The sequence below is a fragment of the Calditrichota bacterium genome, from assembly GCA_013112635.1.
In the GTDB taxonomy this organism is placed as follows: Bacteria; Calditrichota; Calditrichia; order Calditrichales; family J004; genus JABFGF01.
The window spans coordinates 24,425-42,033 of record JABFGF010000003.1 but is presented as its reverse complement, the minus strand read 5'-3'; the positions used below and the strand labels follow the sequence as shown (position 1 = coordinate 42,033).

Genomic DNA, 17,609 nt, shown 5'->3' with positions numbered 1-17,609 from the left:
CTATAAACCTTCCAAAAACGGTTTTATAAATTTACTCATTTGTTCAAACTCAATTAAAAATGCATCGTGCCCAGCTTCAGATTCGATCTCCTTATAAACTGCATTTGGAATATTTTTGGCAATGGTTTTCTGTTCATGGGCCGGATACAAAATATCTGTGTCTATCCCAATGCACAGTGTTTTGCATTTGATAGATTTTAGTACGTCTTCCATTTCCCCACGTTCTCTGGAAAGATCATGCAAATCCATTGCTCGGGATATATTTAAAAATGAGTTCGCATCAAACCGTTCTACCAGTTTTTCACCCTGATAATTGAGATAACTTTCAACCTGAAAAATATTATCTTCATCAAAAAAGCTATTGCCTTCAAATTTACGTTGATTGTAAAACTTGTTGTTAAAGTTTATATCCGTTCGATAAGAAATCATACCTATTTTGCGGGCCAGACTTAAACCTTTTTTTGGCTGATCCTTATAATCTCCACTTTGCCATTGTGGATCATCTATTATGGCCTGCCGTGCCAAATGGTTTAACCCAATACTCCAATCTGAGTGGCGTGTTGTGGTCGCAACCGGAATTATTGATTTTACAAACACCGGATAACAAGCAGCCCATTCCAACGCCTGCATTCCACCTAATGAGCCACCAATTATTGTTTGCAAATTGTCAACAGCAAGGTGCTTCATAAGTCTGTACTGTGCTTTTACCATGTCACGCACAGTCACCTGTGGAAACTCAATTCCAAACTTTTTCTCAGTTTCCGGATTTATGCTTAACGGGCCGCTGCTTCCATAACAACTACCCAGAATATTAGAACTGATAATGAAATATTTGGATGTATCAAACAACTTTCCCGGACCGATCAGTGTCTGCCACCAGCCGGAAAGACTCCCATTTACAGCAGCCAGCATGTTTGATTTATTTATTACTGCATCAGGATAGCTGGCATCTCCAGCAACATTGGCGCCACCTGTTAAAGCGTGGCAAACCAATACAGCATTCGATTTATCTTTATTCAGAGTGCCATACGTTTCAAAGGCAACGTCTATCCCATCAAACGTTTGGCCGCATTCAAATGTAAACGGTTCTTCATCCCTAAAAATATCAACAACCCTGTTTAATGAATCGCTCAATATCCGACCTCTCTTTTTATAAAGTTATGATTTTACTATCAGCACTGATCCAAAGCTTGATCAAAATCTGCAATTATATCGTTAATATGTTCAATCCCAACTGAAACACGGACCTGATCCTGCAAAACTCCCGATGTTTTTTGCTCATCATCACTAAGTTGCTGGTGCGTTGTTGATGCCGGGTGAATAACCAATGTTTTTGCATCTCCAACATTTGCAAGCAAGCTTGCCAATTCAACATTGTTGATGAATTTCTTGCCCGCCTCTAAACCGCCTTTAATACCAAAACTCAGGATAGATCCAAAGTGACCATCCCGTAAATATTTTTTAGCACTTTGGTGATATGGATGCGATTCCAATCCCGGATACCAAACCCAATCAACCTTTGGATGTTGTTCCAGCCATTGGGCTAGTTGAAGTGCATTTTGGCAATGACGTTCAACCCTGAGCGAAAGTGTTTCCAGCCCTTGTAAAAATAAGAATGAATTAAATGGGCTAAGTGCCGGTCCAAGGTCACGCAAGCCCTCTACACGGGCACGGATAATAAAAGCAATATTTCCAAATGGGCCATCTTCACCAAAAACTTCCCAAAACTTTAATCCATGATAGCCGGGATTGGGTTCTGTGAAAACCGGGAATTTTCCATTGCCCCAGTTAAACCGTCCGCTATCAACAATAACACCGCCAATAGAAGTGCCATGGCCGCCAATCCATTTTGTGGCAGAAGCTGTAATAATATCTGCACCAAAATCAAACGGCCTGGCCAGGTAGCCGGCCGCTCCAAAAGTATTATCAACAATTAAAGGGATATCATTTTTGTGTGCGACTTCTGCAATGGCTTCAAAATTTGGAATATTGAGCCGCGGATTACCAATGCTCTCAATATATAAAGCCTTTGTTTTTTCATCGATTAGTTTTTCAAAATTTTCCGGATCATCGCCTTCAACAAATTTCACATCAATTCCAAGCCGCGGAAGCGTCACTTTGAACTGGTTATATGTGCCGCCATAAAGCAAACTAGTAGACACGATATTTTCGCCGGCCTGTGCTACGTTTGCTATGGCCAACAACTGGGCTGATTGTCCCGAAGCTGTTGCCAAAGCAGCTACTCCACCTTCCAAAGCGGCAATTCTTTTTTCAAACACATCTGTAGTTGGGTTCATAATTCGTGTGTAAATATTGCCAAATTTCTTTAACGCGAACAGTTCTGCCGCGTCTTCAGAATCATCAAACAAAAAAGATGTAGTCTGGTAAATTGGAACCGCCCGCGCTTTGGTTGCGGAATCCGGCTCCTGCCCGGCATGTAACTGTAATGTCTCAAACTTAAGTTGTTTACCCTCGTTAGATGTGCTCATCTTTGCTCCTTTTTTATGATTGAATTTTCTTTTTTGTGTAAAAAAAAAATCCTCCACCGGAAGATACCGGAAGAGGATTTGTAATTTTTCTCTTCTCTCATCTCCCCTTGGCAAATATCACCAGGATGGAATTAGCACCTTGACTTGTTGTCAGGTTGCTAAGGTTTCACAGGGCCTATCCCTCCACCTTTCTTGATAAGATTTTTTATTTGAAATTATTTGTCTGCTATAAAATATTCCTTAAAAAAAACCCCTCCAGAAAGTTGAAGGGGTTTGTAATTTTAATTTATTATGATAATAAAAAAAGTCTTTACTAATTGCCCTTCAATAGGAACTACGTTTTAAGCAACGTTTATAGCAAAAGTTTTTCATCATCATATTTTTAGTCATTTTAATCTCTTCAGATTTGTGTTTCATTGTTGGCGCAAATTATAGGGTTTTATTTTTTTTATGTCAAATAAAAATTACAAAATACTTTTTTGGGAGAATAAAAGTCGTTTTTTTTTGACAATTAATTAATAAGGGTTTACTTTAAGCCCATTACAAAAAACATAATAAAAAAATGATTTTAACAAAAAAGCTCATTACTATTCATTCTACAATTATTATCCGCCATATTCATAAACCATGGCCGGGCAAAAATTCTATGTGAATAATAATTAGTTAAAAAAAATTAAAAACATATAAGCCCGGTTCAAAAAGTGAGCCGGGCTTTTTTTTTACCCAATCAGTAAAAGTAGGATAAACATGTTAATATTGGCATTACAGAAATCGGGGCGGTTAAACAAACAATCTGTTCAATTATTAAAAGATTGCGGAATTTCGTTTGCAAACGGAGGTAATAACCCTCTAAAAGTCACGGCTACAAATTTTCCACTACAAATATTATATTTACGTGATGATGATATTCCCGAGTGTATTGCCGATGGTGCTGCAGATTGTGGTATTGTTGGGGAAAATATTATTGCTGAAAAAAACATAAAACTAAAAACAAAAAAGAAACTGGGTTTTGCAAAATGCAGAATGTCCATTGCCTTCCCAAAACAAATGGACTACAACTCTGTAAAAGATCTTAATGGTCTAAGTATCGCAACTTCTTATCCGGGAATACTTCAAACATTTCTTGACAAAAACAACCTGAATTCATCAATTCATGAAATTAGCGGTTCGGTGGAAATTGCCCCCGGGATTGGAATGGCAGATTGTATTTTTGATATTGTCAGCACAGGAAGCACATTACTTGGTAACGGACTGAAAGAAGTTGAAACTGTACTCAAATCAGAAGCTGTACTTGTTTCAAATCCTAAACTGGATTCAAAAAAAGAGAAAATATTAAAACGCCTTTTATTCCGAATAAGTGCAGTAAAAAAAGCGGCCAGTCATAAATATATTTTGTTGAACACACCAAATGAAAAAATTAACCAGATCAGCGCATTACTACCAGGAATGAAGAGTCCTACAATTATGCCGCTGGCAGAAAAGGGCTGGAGTTCTTTACATTCAGTTATCAACGAAGATGATTTTTGGCAAAATATTGAAATGCTAAAAGAAGCGGGTGCCGTTAATATTTTAATTATTCCTATAGAAAAAATGATTGCCTAACTCATGAAAAAAATACGATACCCAGCCAAAGAGAACTGGGCAAATATACTTAAACGTCCTTCCCAGGATTTTGAACCGTTACAGAAAAAAATACAACCTATTTTGGATGCAGTAAGAAAAGAAGGTGATGAGGCCGTAAAACGATTTACCCAAGAATTTGATCAAGTTAATCTAAAAAACCTTACCGTCTCACAGAATGAGATTGAACAGGCAACAAGCCAAATTGACCAATCCTTGAAAGAGGCCATTGCATTGGCAATAAAAAATATTACTGCTTTCCATAAGTCTCAATTAGTTGAAGAAAAGAAAGTTGAAACATCATCCGGAGTGTTTTGCTGGCGTAAAAATTTACCCATAGAGAAAGTTGGGCTTTATATTCCCGGAGGTACCGCGCCTCTTTTTTCCACTGTTTTAATGTTGGGAATCCCAGCTGTATTGGCCGGTTGTAAAGAGATTATACTTTGTTCACCACCAAACCAAATGGGTAAAATCCACCCTGCTGTACTATATGTTGCAAGCCAGATTGGAATTAGTAAAATCTATAAAGCTGGTGGAGCTCAGGCAATTGCAGCCATGGCTTTCGGTACAAAATCAATTCCTAAGGTTGACAAAATATTTGGCCCCGGAAACCAGTTTGTAACAATAGCAAAGCAAATGTTGGCCAATTCCGAAGTTGCCATCGACATGCCTGCCGGACCATCAGAAGTATTGGTGCTGGCCGATAAAAATGCTAATGCAGACTTTGTTGCCGCTGACCTTCTCTCACAAGCTGAACATGGCATTGATAGCCAGGTCATTTTTATCACAGATGATGAACCTTTTTTAGGTAAAGTGAATCAAGAAATATTTAAACAGCTTGCCAATCTACCCCGCAAAGAAATTGCAGAAAAATCGCTGGAAAACAGTTTGCTTATTCTGGTGGATAATCTCGATACGGGAATGAAATTGTCAAACTTTTATGCACCGGAGCACCTAATTTTGATGATTGAAAATTATAAGAAATATGAGTCCAAAATAGTAAATGCCGGATCGGTTTTTCTTGGACCATATTCTCCTGAAGCTGCCGGTGATTATGCATCCGGAACAAATCATGTTTTGCCAACAAACGGATTTGCAAAAAACTATAGTGGCGTATCTATGGATAGTTTTATGAAAAAAATAAGCTTTCAGGAATTAAGCGAAAGTGGTTTAAAAAATATTGGTCCAGCGATTGAAACCATGGCCGAAGCTGAAGAGCTGTTTGCTCATAAAAATGCTGTTTCGGTTAGGCTGAAAAATTATGATTACTAAGGGATATAAATCGGAAACCCACCCCTTGCCCCTCCCGAGAGGGGAATTGGACTTTTGGCAATGAAACAACATAAGTTCCCCTCCTTGGAGGGGTTAGGGGTGGGTAAGAAATTATTCTAGAATACTTTCGACAAAAGTCGATAAAACAATTTTGATTAGGAAATTTATCATTGGAAATAGAGAAGTTATTACGAAAAAATATAAAAGCTTTTAAGCCATATAGTTCAGCGCGGGATGAGTATACCGGTGAAGTTGGGATTTTTCTTGATGCCAATGAAAATTCGCTCGGCTCTGTTTTAGAGCTGCAATCAAATCGTTATCCTGATCCATATCAGAGTGATTTAAAAAACAAACTTAGTCAAATAAAAAATATCCCTGCGGAAAATACTTTTCTGGGCAATGGCAGCGACGAAGCAATCGATTTGTTAATTCGCGCATTTTGTGAACCGCGTGAAGATTCGGTAATAATAATGCCTCCAACTTACGGCATGTATAAAGTTTGTGCGGATTTGAATGATGTGAAAACGATTGACATCCCCTTAAATAAAAGTTTTAATATTGAAATTGAACCTGTATTAAAAAGCATTACAAAAAACACAAAATTGATTTTTCTGTGTTCTCCAAATAATCCCTCTGGAAATCTTTTGCAAAAAGAAGCAATTGAGTTTTTATTAGAAAAGTTTAGCGGATTGGTTATTGTTGATGAAGCTTATATAGATTTTGCAGAGGCCGAAAGCTGGACTGGGCGACTAAATGAATTCGAAAACCTTGTGGTTCTTCAGACGTTTTCTAAAGCTTGGGGCTTGGCTGGTTTACGGTTGGGGATGGCCTTTGCTCATCAAAAAATTATACAAATTTTAAATAACATAAAGTATCCATATAACGTAAATATGCTGACTCAAACACATGTGGAAAATGCATTACAAAATGTTCTGTTGAAGGAAAAAATGGTTCAAAGGATTCATTCACAAAGAACCCTTTTAGAAGAAAACTTAAAGGAGTTAAGAAATGTGCAGGAAGTATTTCCATCCGATTCTAACTTTTTATTAGTTCGATTTTCTGATGCAAAAAATGTTTACCAAAAACTTTTACAAAAACAGATAATTGTCCGGGACCGTTCATCCTTGATTCATTGCGAAAACTGTTTGAGAATTACTGTTGGCACTGAACTTGAAAATCAAAAATTGATTAACACATTAAAAGAAATTGAAGAGGGAAAATGAAAAAAGTTCTTTTTATTGATCGTGATGGAACGCTCATTATTGAACCGGCTGATGAACAAATCGATTCACTTGAAAAGCTGGAATTCTACCCTGGCGTTATCGTTAATCTGCATAAAATAAGTAAGGATCTGGATTTTGAGTTGGTGATGGTCAGCAACCAGGATGGACTTGGATCAGCATCATTTCCGGAGGATACTTTTTGGCCGGCTCATAATAAAATGATGAAAACACTGGACAGCGAAGGCATCCAATTTAGTGACATTTTGATAGACAGCAGCTTACCACAAGAAAATTCTCCCAACAGAAAACCGGGAACCGGGATGCTAAAGGAATATCAAAATGGTGAGTATGATCTGGCAAATTCTTTTGTAATCGGCGACCGTATGAGTGATGTGCAATTGGCAAAAAACCTAGGCGCAAAATCAATTTTAATTAGCGACAGAGAAGATGCAAAAGCCGATTTTGTAACAGATGACTGGAGTGAGATTTATTCAATATTGCGCTTCCCGGATCGGGTTGCAGAGCTGAGAAGAACCACCCATGAAACCGACATATTCGTCCGGCTTAACCTTGATGGAAACGGACAAGCAAAACTAAATACCGGAATCGGTTTTTTTGATCATATGTTAGAGCTATTTGCAAAGCACTCTATGTGTGATTTGACTGTGGATGTAAAAGGCGATTTAAATGTTGATGAACATCATTCTGTTGAGGATACTGCTATCGTAATTGGAGAATTATTTTTGCAAGCTTTGGGGAATAAAAAAGGGATTGAACGCTATGGGTTTTTACTGCCAATGGATGAATCGATTGCACAGGTTGCAATAGATTTTTCAGGTAGAAACGAGCTGCAATGGAAAACAAAATTTAAGCGTGAACGAATTGGTGAAATGCCAACTGAAATGTTCTATCATTTTTTCAAATCATTTTCAGATAGCGCCAAATGTAACCTATATATAAAAGCAAAAGGCAAAAATGAGCATCACAAAATTGAAGGGATTTTTAAAGCAGTGGCCCGTTCAATAAAAATGGCTGTAAAGCGTGATTCAGGCAATCAGCAAATTCCCAGCACTAAAGGGTTGCTATGAAAATAGTGATCATAAAATATAATGCAGGCAATGTTTATTCTGTCCGATCGGCCCTACAAAGATTGGGTGTTGAGCCTTTTGTAAGCGATGACCCGGGAACAATTCAAAATGCAGATAAAGTGATTTTTCCCGGTGTGGGAGAGGCGAGTACTGCAAAAAACTACCTCGATTCAAAAGGATTGTCTGATGTATTAATTGAGTTGAAACAACCTGTTTTAGGGATTTGCCTTGGGCTGCAGCTTTTTTGCAAACAATCGGAAGAGAACAATACCATAGGCTTAAATATTTTTGATACCGAAGTAAAAAAATTCCCGGAAACTGAAAAAGTCCCACACATGGGTTGGAATGCATTGCAGGACTTAAAAGGACCCTTGTTCACAGATATTGCAGATCGTAGTTACGTCTATTTTGTGCACAGCTATTATGCCGAATTAAGCAAAAATACAATCGCAAAAACGATCTACTCTGTCCCATTCAGCGCGGCATTACAAAAAGATAATTTTTACGCACTACAATTTCACCCGGAAAAAAGTGCAAAAGTGGGTGAACAAATCTTAAAAAATTTTATGGAACTATGATCAGAATAATCCCGGCTATTGATATTATTGAAGGTAAATGCGTCCGCCTGACAAAAGGCGATTTTGAGACCAAAAAAATTTATAACAGCGATCCTCTTGAAGTGGCAAAACAATTTGAAGATGCCGGTATAAAATATCTGCACATGATCGATTTGGATGGTGCACGACAGCGTAAAATAATTAATCATCCCGTTTTACAAAAAGTAGCTAAAAATACAAATTTAAAAATCGATTTTGGCGGTGGTGTACAATCAGATCATGATTTAAAAATTGCTTTTGAGTGCGGCGCACAACAAATAACTGCCGGTAGTGTCACAGTCAAAAATGAAAAACTGGCATTATCCTGGCTAAAAAAGTATGGACCGGAAAAAATTATATTAGGCGCAGATTTCAAAGATAACAAAGTTGCAGTATCCGGGTGGCAGGAAACCAAATCGATTGAGATTCTAAATTTTTTAAAAAATCAATATATAAATGGATTTCGAAATACCGTTTGCACAGATATTTCCCGTGATGGTGTTTTGCAAGGCCCGGCTTTTGATTTTTATCAGATTGTAAAAAAAGAAATCCCCGGACTTAATATCATAGCCAGTGGCGGTGTTTCAAAAATTGAAGATGTGGTTGAGTTAAATAAAAACGGCATGGATGGTGTAATTATCGGCAAAGCTATTTACGAGGAAAAAATTCAACTTAAACAATTAGAACCATTTTTGGAGTAGAAGTAAAAAGTCATTGCCGAAGGCACTTATCGGGAATCTGAATATAAATTTTTTAGATTCCTGGCAAGAACACTCAGGAATGACAAACTTTAATTTGCCAAAAAAAATGATAGTCAATCAAACGACTTAAGTGGCGATAAAAATATGCTGACAAAAAGAATAATTCCATGTCTGGATATCAGGGATGGCAAAACAGTAAAAGGAATCAATTTTGTAGACATCCGTGAGGCTGGCGATCCGGTTGAACTTGGGCAGGCTTATGCTGACCAAGGTGCAGATGAGTTGGTTTTTTTGGACATAACAGCCACCATTGAAAAACGGGCCACATTTGCCAAACTTGTAAAAAAAATTGCCTGTTATATCAACATCCCATTCACTGTTGGCGGTGGAATCTGTACCGTTGAAGATGTGGAAGTCTTATTGGATTCAGGAGCAGATAAAATATCTGTAAACTCTGCTGCTGTTAAAGAACCGGATTTGCTTAACCAGCTATCCGAGAATTTTGGAAGCCAATGTGTAGTTTTGGCAATTGATACTTTCTTTGATGAAAAGTACTGGAAAGTTTATGTTCATGGAGGGAGGACACCAACAGAATTATATACAGAAAGTTGGGCCATCGAAGCTGTCAAAAGAGGTGCCGGAGAGATTTTATTAACTTCTATGAATCATGATGGGACCAAAAAAGGTTTTGCACTGGATATTACCAGTAGCCTATCGGAAAAACTTTCTGTTCCGATTATAGCCTCGGGTGGCGCGGGAAATTCCTCGCACTTTGTTGATGCTTTTACAACCGGAAAAGCCGATGCTGCTCTTGCAGCGAGCATATTCCATTTTGGTGAAATCAAAATCCCGGACTTAAAACTAGATCTTTTTGAAAAGGGTGTGAATGTAAGGATCGCTTAAAATTTTAGAAAGTGAAAAAAAGATATTGCCTGTCATACCGAGCAAAGCGAAGTATCCCCTTATCAATTATTGGATTCTTCGTTCGATATAACCGAACTCCAGAATGACAGCATTCATGATTTTGCAACAGGACATAAAAATGACTATAAATTTTGACAAAAATAACGGACTTGTGCCCGCAATTATCCAGGATGAAAAAACCAATAAAGTGCTAATGCTGGGTTATATGAACCAGGAGGCTTTGGATAAAACCCAAAAATCCGGAAAAGTAACTTTTTTTAGCCGTTCCCGAAATACGATCTGGACAAAGGGGGAAACATCCGGTAATTATTTGGAATTGAAAAGCATGACTGTTGACTGTGACCAGGACACACTTTTGGTAAAAGCCAGCCCGGCCGGACCCGTTTGCCATACAGGACAAGATACCTGTTTTAATGAGGCCAATTCTGCCAGTCATAGTTTTCTCTCTAAACTTGAAGAGTTAATCAAAGAACGCAAAACTATAATGCCGAAGGGATCATATACAACTGAATTGTTTGCAAAAGGAATAAATAAAATTGCTCAAAAAGTTGGTGAAGAAGCAGTTGAAGTTGTGATTGATGCGATGGCAAATAATAAAGGTCGGGTCAAAGAAGAGTCAGCCGATTTATTGTATCATTTGTTGGTTTTACTTGCTCATCAAAATATTGAGTTCAGTGAAGTTGTAGACGTATTAGAAAAAAGACATAAGTAAAGCAAATGTCATGTTGAGCCCGGTTTTATTGGGAGAAGCATCCTATTTTTAATTCTCAGAAAAAATAGGGATTCTTCACTGCGTTCAGAATGACAGGACCAATTTAAAAAGGAAAGAAAATGAATAATCCTGAAAAGAAAATAGCTGTGGCCATATTAGGCGCGACAGGCAGCGTTGGACAAAAATTCATTCAATTATTAGAAAACCACCCCTGGTTTGAAGTTAAGGAAGTTGTCGCCTCCGAACGCTCGGCGGGGAAAAAATATCCCGAAGCTGCGAATTGGTTTCTGCCTGGTACAATTCCTGAAAATGTTGCAAAACTGACTGTCAAGACACTGGATTCTTCTTTAGAAAGTCCGCTTCTTTTTTCTGGTCTTGACGCAAAAGTAGCCGGAGAAGCTGAGGAACATTTTGCTAAGCTAGGCCATTTTGTTGTCTCTAATTCAAAAAATCATCGCTTTGATAAGGATGTGCCGTTATTGATACCCGAAGTTAACGCAGATCATTTGCAATTATTGGATTCGCAAAAGTATAAGGGCAAGATTGTAACCAACCCGAACTGCTCAACCATTGGTCTGGTTATGGCTTTAAAACCTTTGCTCGATTCATTTGGTCTGGAACAATTGAATGTTGCAACTATGCAGGCCATTTCCGGCGCCGGTATGCCGGGCTTACCAAGTGCAACAATCCTGGAAAATGTAATTCCACATATTGGTGGTGAAGAAGCAAAAATGGAGGCCGAGCCTTTAAAAATTTTGGGCAATTTTAAAAATGGGGAAATTGAAAACTTAACCCTTCCTATCAGCGCCCTTTGTAACCGTGTTCCTGTAATTGACGGGCATACCGAATCGGTTCAGGTTAAATTATCAAAAAAGGCAAGCACAGATGAAATTATTCAGGCCTGGAGGAATTTTACTTCAGAGCCACAAAATTTAAAATTGCCTTTTGCACCATCAAACCCGATCCACTATTTTGATCAGCCGGGCTATCCGCAACCTCGCCTGCACCGCAATCTTGAAAATGGAATGGCCGTTTCAATTGGAGGTTTGCGAGATTGTAATTTGTTTGATTATAAATTTACCGTGCTCTCACATAATACAATCCGCGGAGCAGCAGGAGGTGCAATTTTGAATGCAGAGTTAATGGTGGCAAAAGGGCTAATATAGCAGGTATTCAAGCTCAATAAATTTCAGTCGATATAAAAAAAAGTTTACATTTATAACAATTGCTGATATATTGGCCCTAAAAATGAGAATAATAATGATTTTAAAAAATATTAAAAATATGTGCATGTGCTATATGATGATGGAGATTTCAAATACTGGAGATCTGGTTGGTGTATAACACATAATTTTAAAAAATTATTAAAAGCCCTTCGGATACCGGAGGGCTTTTTTTTTGCCCAAAATTAAAAAAAAGAGGAGAGTATGTATAAAACTGAAACAAAGGATATCCGCAATCAATTTCCACGGTCAGAAAACCGGGAACATTCCGTCCCGCTTTATTTAACATCCAGTTTTGTATTTGAAGATGCCGAACAAGGCCGTGCCCTGTTTGCCAATGAAATTTCCGGAAATATCTATTCGCGATTTTCAAATCCAAACACAACCGAGTTTGTTGGTAAAATGTGTTCTTTGGAGAAAATGGATGACGGCTTTGCATTTGCCTCCGGAATGGCAGCCCTATTTGCCGGCTTTGCAGGATTATTAAAATCCGGTGACCATATCCTGGCCTCGCGTGCGCTGTTTGGCTCCACTTATCAGATTTTAGTAAAAATACTCTCCCGCTGGGGAATAACCACAAGCTTTGTCAACGCGACACAACCAGAGGAATGGGAATCAAAAATAAATAAAAACACAAAAATGCTTTTTATTGAAACACCATCAAATCCCGGGTTGGACATAGTAGATCTGTCGCTGGCTCAGCAATTAAAAAACAAATACAACCTTATCTTGTTTATTGACAACACTTTTGCAACACCCATTTTGCAAACACCGGCAGATTATGGGGCAGATTTAATTGCCCATTCTGCAACAAAATATATTGACGGGCAAGGCCGTGCTTGTGGTGGAGTAATTGTGGGTAAGCAAGAATTGATTGACGAAGTGCGATTTTTTGCCCGCCAAACAGGACCATCAATGGCGCCATTTAATGCATGGTTATTTTCGAAAAGCCTGGAAACACTTTCTCTAAGAATGGAGCGTCATTGTTCCAATGCTTTGGCACTGGCCAGGGAATTAGACCAAAACCAGCACTTAACCTATGTACGCTATCCAGGCTTGGAATCGCATCCGCAGTTTTTATTAGCCCAAAAACAAATGAAAGGTCCCGGCGGGATTGTTACATTTCTTTTAAAAGGCGGATATGATCGTGCGCAGAAATTTATAGACTCGCTACAAGTGATTTCCAAAACTGCTAATCTTGGTGATACACGTTCTGTTGCAACTCACCCTTCATCCACAACACACTCAAAGCTAACAGTCGAAGAGCAGGAGCAGGTCCTTATTTATCCCGGGCTGGTTCGAATCTCGGTCGGATTGGAAAGTAGCGAAGACATTATTGAAGACGTTACACAGGCCATAAAAAAATCAGAAAAAGGAAAATAAATGAATATCGAAATTAATAAAAAAGACAATGCTTTTCACATGGAAGCTATGGGTTCCGGGCCGCTTTCCGTTTCGATTGATGCCGGAAAAAAGTCTGGGGGAAATGATAAAGGCACCCGCCCTATGGAATTGATTTTAATGGGTTTAGGAAGCTGTAGCGCAATTGACCTTATCTCCATCTTAAAAAAACAAAGGCAGCATTTAGATGATTTAAAAATATCTGTCAAAGCCAAAAGGGATGAAAAAAATATCCCGGCAGTTTTCACTGAGATACATCTTGAATATGAATTGTCAGGTGAGTTAGAAGAGAAGAAAGTTGAACGGGCACTTGACCTTTCTATAAATAAATATTGTTCCGTTTCTAAAATGTTGGCAACAACAGTAAAAATAAATTATACATTTAAAATTAATTAGCTCTTGGAGGATTTATGAATTCGTTTTTTGACACTTGGGAATGGTATATCGCCGGCCCACTTTTAGGGATTTTTGTCCCGCTGCTTCTGATAATTGGAAATAAGCAATTTGGGATTAGCTCTTCTTTTGAGCACATGTGTTATGTGATGATACCAGGATCAAAAAAACACTTCAAAGAATATTCTCCTGGCAGTAATGCATGGAAACTTTTTTTTGTAATTGGGATTGCTATTGGCGGGTACCTGGCAACAACTTTTTTTAGTTCAACTGATTTGACTTTTTTACCTGAAACCTACTATTCAACCACGGGAGTAATTAAACTATTTATTGGTGGTTTGCTTATTGGATTTGGGACCCGCTATGCCAATGGATGTACAGCCGGACATTCTATTTTCGGTTTATCTATACTAAATGGTGGTAGTCTTAAAGCGACATTAGCTTTCTTCGGTGGCGGATTACTTTTCACTTTTATTGTAAATTTTTTATAAAGGAAATCTCATGCGTAATTTAATTTATCTTTTTTTAGGGCTATTATTTGGAATTGTGCTTATAAAATCCGAGGTGATTAACTGGTTCCGGATCCAGGCTATGTTCAATTTTGAAGAACCACATATGTACCTGATATTCGCTGCCGCAATTGCAACCGGGGTTTTATCGATATTGGTGTTAAAGTATTTTAAAATAGAATCCTTCAACGCAGAACAATTAAACTTTAAAGGTAAAACTTTTAACCGTGGATTTATTTGGGGTGGATTAATTTTTGGTATCGGCTGGGCCATAACCGGCGCATGCCCGGGGCCTGTTTTTGCACAAATCGGATCCGGAGAATATCCTGCATTATTTACACTACTTGGCGCAGTAATTGGTGCTTATGGTTATCAGGCGGGAAAATCAAAACTGCCCCATTAAAGATTATATTATTGGCGCAAGAGTAAATTAATCATTTAGATTGTTTTCTCTTGTTCCAATAAATATAAACCTAATAGTCTTGATCATGTCATTTTGATTTTATCCAGAAAAATTTTCTTTTAAAACAAATTCCAGGTTCGCTATAACCCGATCCGCATTTTCTTTACTAAAAACAATTGGTGGTTTCAATTTAAGCACATTGTTATAAGGTCCATCGGTGCTAATTAAGATTTTCTTTTCTTTCATTTTTTCAATTATTAGCGCCGCTTCATCTGTTGCGGGTTCAAGCGTATCCCTGTTTCTTACAAGTTCAACACCAATAAATAATCCGGCACCGCGGACATCGCCAATTAATTCAAACCGCGATTTTAAATTTTCCAGCCCACTAATTAAATAGCTGCCAACTTTCAGTGCATTCTCCTGCAACTGTTCAGATTCGATCACATCCAATACAGAAAGCCCAATGGCACATGACACCGGGTTACCACCAAAAGTATTAAAAAACTCCATGCCATTATTGAATGAATCTGCAATTTCTCTTGTTGTTACAACTGCTGCTAATGGATGCCCATTTCCGATTGGCTTTCCCATGGTCACGATATCAGGCACAACATCCTGAAGTTCAAATCCCCAAAAGTGAGACCCAACCCTGCCAAATCCAACTTGCACCTCATCGGCAATACAAACACCTCCGGCAGCTCTAATCTTTTTATAAACTTCTTTTAAATAACCCTGTGGAAAAACAATCTGTCCGCCACAACCGGGTAACGATTCGCAAATGAATCCGGCAATTGATTTATCTTCTTTTTTCAAATCCTGAATCCGCCATTCGATAAATTCTGCATATTTATTTCCTGCTTGCAGATCCTCTTTTTTATATGGTCCACGATAAACATCCGGTAATTCTGCCTTAACTGTATACGCACCGGGCCCGGCTCCGCCTTTTTGATTATATTTATAGGGGCTAATATCAATTAAAGACGGTGTGTTTCCGTGATATGCATGATCAAGAATTATCATGTTTTTTTGCCCTGTATGGGCATAAGCCAATCTCAACGCCAACTCATTTGCTTCACTGCCAGAGTTAACAAAAAAACAAACACTTAATGGATCTGGGAATTTTTTTGTCAAACGGTCTGCATAGTCGATAAGATTATCGTGCAAATAACGTGTATTTGTGTTTAATACGGAAACTTGCTTTTGTGCCGCCTGGACAACATGAGGGTGGCAATGACCAACATGGCAGACATTATTCACACAATCAAGATATGTATCACCTTGACCATCATAAAGATATTGCATCGCGCCACGAACAATTTTTAAGGGCTCTTTATATGAAATGGAAAGTGATTTCCCTATAAGCTTTTTTCTTTTTTCAATTATTGAATCTTTTGATTCGGTTTTTGATAAATCAATTGGTTTACCACAGGCTTTTGAATAAAGTGATTTAGCTTTTAATGGATTGAACTCGAGGAGCTTCCACAAAAGAGCCCAGGCATTTTCCTCAGAAACAGAAATGTATTCATTGTCAGGCTGGGTTTGTCGCTGATAAGCAGACATGGTAACACTAAGACATAGTCTTGCACAAATTGAGTAAAATAAAACTTCAATTTCAATCTCTTGTAAGGGAAATTTTTTATGATAACCGGCAACAACTTCCAGAGTGTCTTCAACCGGATTTTCTTTGTTGAACATAAGATATGCCAATGCAATGGCAAGCTCAAAAACTATATAAGTATTGACCATATCACCAAAATCAATTACGCCCAAACTCCCATTTTCTTTTACAAGTAGATTGTAATCGTTGGCATCATTATGGATTGCTCCTCGGCGCATTTCAATAAACTTTGGAACAACCTCATTTTCAAATTGCAATAAAAAATATTCAACAAGGCTTTTATCACGCTGGCTTTTAATATGTTTTATAAGGGTTCTTATTTGCAGCACGTGCTTTAAATCCCAGTACCAAAAACGATGAAGAGCCGGATGGTCAATATTTTCAATCTGTTTATCTATTTCTCCCAGAATGTCACCAATCGAGGACAACAATTTTGGCGATAAATTATCTGCTTCTGCAAGGAATATTCCATCGATAAATGACATAAGCCGGGTATTGAATGACTCTTTTTTTTCATTTATGATAGGTGTAATAAAAAGCCCCTCTTTTGATTTCAACAAAATAGGTGATTCAAATTTGTCATTGTTGGCCAATTTGATCAGGACTTGATTTTGGGCTTCAAGAATTGGGAAGGTTTCTGCAGGATTTGCGATTTTGAAAATATATTTCCGGCCTTGTTCTCCTTTAAGCTGAAAATTTTGACCGATATCGCCAACCAAGCATTTTGCTTTAATATTCAATTCATATGAGTCTGCAATAAACTTTTCTACTTCTGCTTCTGAAAAACGAGGATAAACAGATACTTTCAATTTTCTAAACTCCACAGGTAATCTACTATTTCAACATTATCATTTTGCGGCTTTGGATAAAATCTTTTACCGATCCTGAAGAAGGGAAAGTAATTAACTCGTAAATATAATTCCACTTGCAAAACCGGTGGCATTAAAGGTTACTGAATATTTTCCCGGTTTTTGAATTTTATTAACTATTGTTTTTATTTTCTTTCGGAATTATCATAAATAATAAGTTGAATATAAGCTCAAAAAACCCCGAATAAACATCGGGGTTTGTGATATAAAAAATTACATCGGAATATCCATTAGCTCAAAAACATCAATTGCAAAATTGCCTTTCCCTTCACTTAAAAAAGGATGTCCATCCGCCAGGCTTTTTGCTGCATTAATATCAGCAGCTTGAACAATAGAATATCCGTTTAGCAAAGCCGCTGTACCTTCGCTGCCATTATCCAATAATGAAACACCATTTGCCATTGGTTGTCCAACATCAACCAAAGAACTACCTGTCTTTTGGATCCATGCATTCCAGGCATCCATTATTGCCTTGCCTTGCTCCTCAGACATGTCACTCATATCTGTTGCTGGTCCCTTGTAAACAAATATATATTTTGCCATATTTTCTCCTGGGTTTAGTTAATGA

Annotated in this window: 17 protein-coding genes and 1 riboswitch; of the genes, 13 read left to right on the top strand and 4 right to left on the bottom strand. The window is 37.9% G+C overall.

All coding sequences use genetic code 11. From position 1 onward, the window contains the following. Both metX and HND50_09470 read right to left on the bottom strand, forming a co-directional pair. Entirely contained in the window at positions 1-1,137 is a 1,137-nt protein-coding gene (gene metX, locus HND50_09475) for a homoserine O-acetyltransferase (protein NOG45451.1), read from the bottom strand. A gap of 35 nt (positions 1,138-1,172) precedes the next feature. Further along, positions 1,173-2,489, bottom strand: a complete 1,317-nt coding sequence (locus tag HND50_09470; protein NOG45450.1) for an O-acetylhomoserine aminocarboxypropyltransferase/cysteine synthase — start codon at positions 2,487-2,489, stop codon at positions 1,173-1,175. Between the two features lie 94 nt (positions 2,490-2,583). Further along, positions 2,584-2,691, bottom strand: a riboswitch (SAM riboswitch). Positions 2,692-3,236: 545 nt separating this feature from the next. Here HND50_09470 and HND50_09465 point away from each other — a divergent pair. From HND50_09465 to HND50_09405, 13 genes are all read left to right on the top strand, one after another. Then, a complete protein-coding gene (locus HND50_09465) occupies positions 3,237-4,091 on the top strand; it encodes an ATP phosphoribosyltransferase (protein NOG45449.1) in 855 nt (284 codons plus the stop codon). A gap of 3 nt (positions 4,092-4,094) precedes the next feature. Next, the gene (hisD, locus tag HND50_09460) at positions 4,095-5,381 is read left to right on the top strand and encodes a histidinol dehydrogenase (protein ID NOG45448.1); all 1,287 of its coding nucleotides are present in this window, start codon (positions 4,095-4,097) and stop codon (positions 5,379-5,381) included. A gap of 170 nt (positions 5,382-5,551) precedes the next feature. Further along, positions 5,552-6,604, top strand: a complete 1,053-nt coding sequence (hisC, locus tag HND50_09455; GenBank protein ID NOG45447.1) for a histidinol-phosphate transaminase — start codon at positions 5,552-5,554, stop codon at positions 6,602-6,604. Next, positions 6,601-7,692 (top strand): bifunctional histidinol-phosphatase/imidazoleglycerol-phosphate dehydratase HisB, encoded by a 1,092-nt coding sequence (gene hisB / locus HND50_09450; GenBank protein ID NOG45446.1) that lies wholly within the window; start codon positions 6,601-6,603, stop codon positions 7,690-7,692. The genes hisC and hisB overlap by 4 nt, the downstream gene beginning before the upstream one ends. After that, positions 7,689-8,270 (top strand): imidazole glycerol phosphate synthase subunit HisH, encoded by a 582-nt coding sequence (gene hisH, locus HND50_09445; GenBank protein ID NOG45445.1) that lies wholly within the window; start codon positions 7,689-7,691, stop codon positions 8,268-8,270. Before hisB ends, hisH begins: the two co-directional genes overlap by 4 nt. After that, complete coding sequence (gene hisA, locus HND50_09440) at positions 8,267-8,989, top strand: 1-(5-phosphoribosyl)-5-[(5-phosphoribosylamino)methylideneamino]imidazole-4-carboxamide isomerase (protein ID NOG45444.1); 723 nt, start codon at positions 8,267-8,269, stop codon at positions 8,987-8,989. Before hisH ends, hisA begins: the two co-directional genes overlap by 4 nt. A gap of 144 nt (positions 8,990-9,133) precedes the next feature. After that, a complete protein-coding gene (gene hisF, locus HND50_09435; GenBank protein NOG45443.1) occupies positions 9,134-9,892 on the top strand; it encodes an imidazole glycerol phosphate synthase subunit HisF in 759 nt (252 codons plus the stop codon). A 115-nt stretch (positions 9,893-10,007) separates the two neighbouring features. Beyond that, positions 10,008-10,625, top strand: a complete 618-nt coding sequence (locus HND50_09430) for a bifunctional phosphoribosyl-AMP cyclohydrolase/phosphoribosyl-ATP diphosphatase HisIE (GenBank protein ID NOG45442.1) — start codon at positions 10,008-10,010, stop codon at positions 10,623-10,625. A gap of 119 nt (positions 10,626-10,744) precedes the next feature. After that, positions 10,745-11,791 (top strand): aspartate-semialdehyde dehydrogenase, encoded by a 1,047-nt coding sequence (gene asd, locus HND50_09425; protein NOG45441.1) that lies wholly within the window; start codon positions 10,745-10,747, stop codon positions 11,789-11,791. Positions 11,792-12,052: 261 nt separating this feature from the next. Further along, the gene (locus HND50_09420; GenBank protein NOG45440.1) at positions 12,053-13,231 is read left to right on the top strand and encodes an aminotransferase class I/II-fold pyridoxal phosphate-dependent enzyme; all 1,179 of its coding nucleotides are present in this window, start codon (positions 12,053-12,055) and stop codon (positions 13,229-13,231) included. Continuing rightward, complete coding sequence (locus tag HND50_09415) at positions 13,232-13,645, top strand: OsmC family protein (protein NOG45439.1); 414 nt, start codon at positions 13,232-13,234, stop codon at positions 13,643-13,645. It begins immediately after the preceding gene. 14 nt (positions 13,646-13,659) lie between these two features. Further along, positions 13,660-14,133 (top strand): YeeE/YedE family protein, encoded by a 474-nt coding sequence (locus HND50_09410; protein NOG45438.1) that lies wholly within the window; start codon positions 13,660-13,662, stop codon positions 14,131-14,133. A 10-nt stretch (positions 14,134-14,143) separates the two neighbouring features. Further along, positions 14,144-14,554 carry a YeeE/YedE family protein gene (locus tag HND50_09405; protein NOG45437.1) on the top strand — a complete coding sequence of 137 codons (411 nt, stop codon included), beginning with the start codon at positions 14,144-14,146 and terminating at the stop codon, positions 14,552-14,554. 99 nt (positions 14,555-14,653) lie between these two features. On the opposite strand, the gene HND50_09400 is transcribed toward HND50_09405, so the two are convergent. Then, positions 14,654-16,981 (bottom strand): aminotransferase class III-fold pyridoxal phosphate-dependent enzyme, encoded by a 2,328-nt coding sequence (locus HND50_09400; GenBank protein ID NOG45436.1) that lies wholly within the window; start codon positions 16,979-16,981, stop codon positions 14,654-14,656. A 273-nt stretch (positions 16,982-17,254) separates the two neighbouring features. Further along, the gene (locus tag HND50_09395; GenBank protein NOG45435.1) at positions 17,255-17,584 is read right to left on the bottom strand and encodes a hypothetical protein; all 330 of its coding nucleotides are present in this window, start codon (positions 17,582-17,584) and stop codon (positions 17,255-17,257) included. Positions 17,585-17,609: the final 25 nt, after the last annotated feature.

Coding starts and splice junctions, on each gene's coding strand:
- HND50_09470 (NOG45450.1), bottom strand. CDS start 2,489: ATGAGCACATCTAACGAGGGTAAACAACTTAAGTTTGAGACATTACAG.
- HND50_09465 (NOG45449.1), top strand. CDS start 3,237: ATGTTAATATTGGCATTACAGAAATCGGGGCGGTTAAACAAACAATCT.
- hisD (NOG45448.1), top strand. CDS start 4,095: ATGAAAAAAATACGATACCCAGCCAAAGAGAACTGGGCAAATATACTT.
- hisB (NOG45446.1), top strand. CDS start 6,601: ATGAAAAAAGTTCTTTTTATTGATCGTGATGGAACGCTCATTATTGAA.
- hisH (NOG45445.1), top strand. CDS start 7,689: ATGAAAATAGTGATCATAAAATATAATGCAGGCAATGTTTATTCTGTC.
- hisA (NOG45444.1), top strand. CDS start 8,267: ATGATCAGAATAATCCCGGCTATTGATATTATTGAAGGTAAATGCGTC.
- hisF (NOG45443.1), top strand. CDS start 9,134: ATGCTGACAAAAAGAATAATTCCATGTCTGGATATCAGGGATGGCAAA.
- HND50_09430 (NOG45442.1), top strand. CDS start 10,008: ATGATTTTGCAACAGGACATAAAAATGACTATAAATTTTGACAAAAAT.
- asd (NOG45441.1), top strand. CDS start 10,745: ATGAATAATCCTGAAAAGAAAATAGCTGTGGCCATATTAGGCGCGACA.
- HND50_09420 (NOG45440.1), top strand. CDS start 12,053: ATGTATAAAACTGAAACAAAGGATATCCGCAATCAATTTCCACGGTCA.
- HND50_09415 (NOG45439.1), top strand. CDS start 13,232: ATGAATATCGAAATTAATAAAAAAGACAATGCTTTTCACATGGAAGCT.
- HND50_09410 (NOG45438.1), top strand. CDS start 13,660: ATGAATTCGTTTTTTGACACTTGGGAATGGTATATCGCCGGCCCACTT.
- HND50_09405 (NOG45437.1), top strand. CDS start 14,144: ATGCGTAATTTAATTTATCTTTTTTTAGGGCTATTATTTGGAATTGTG.
- HND50_09395 (NOG45435.1), bottom strand. CDS start 17,584: ATGGCAAAATATATATTTGTTTACAAGGGACCAGCAACAGATATGAGT.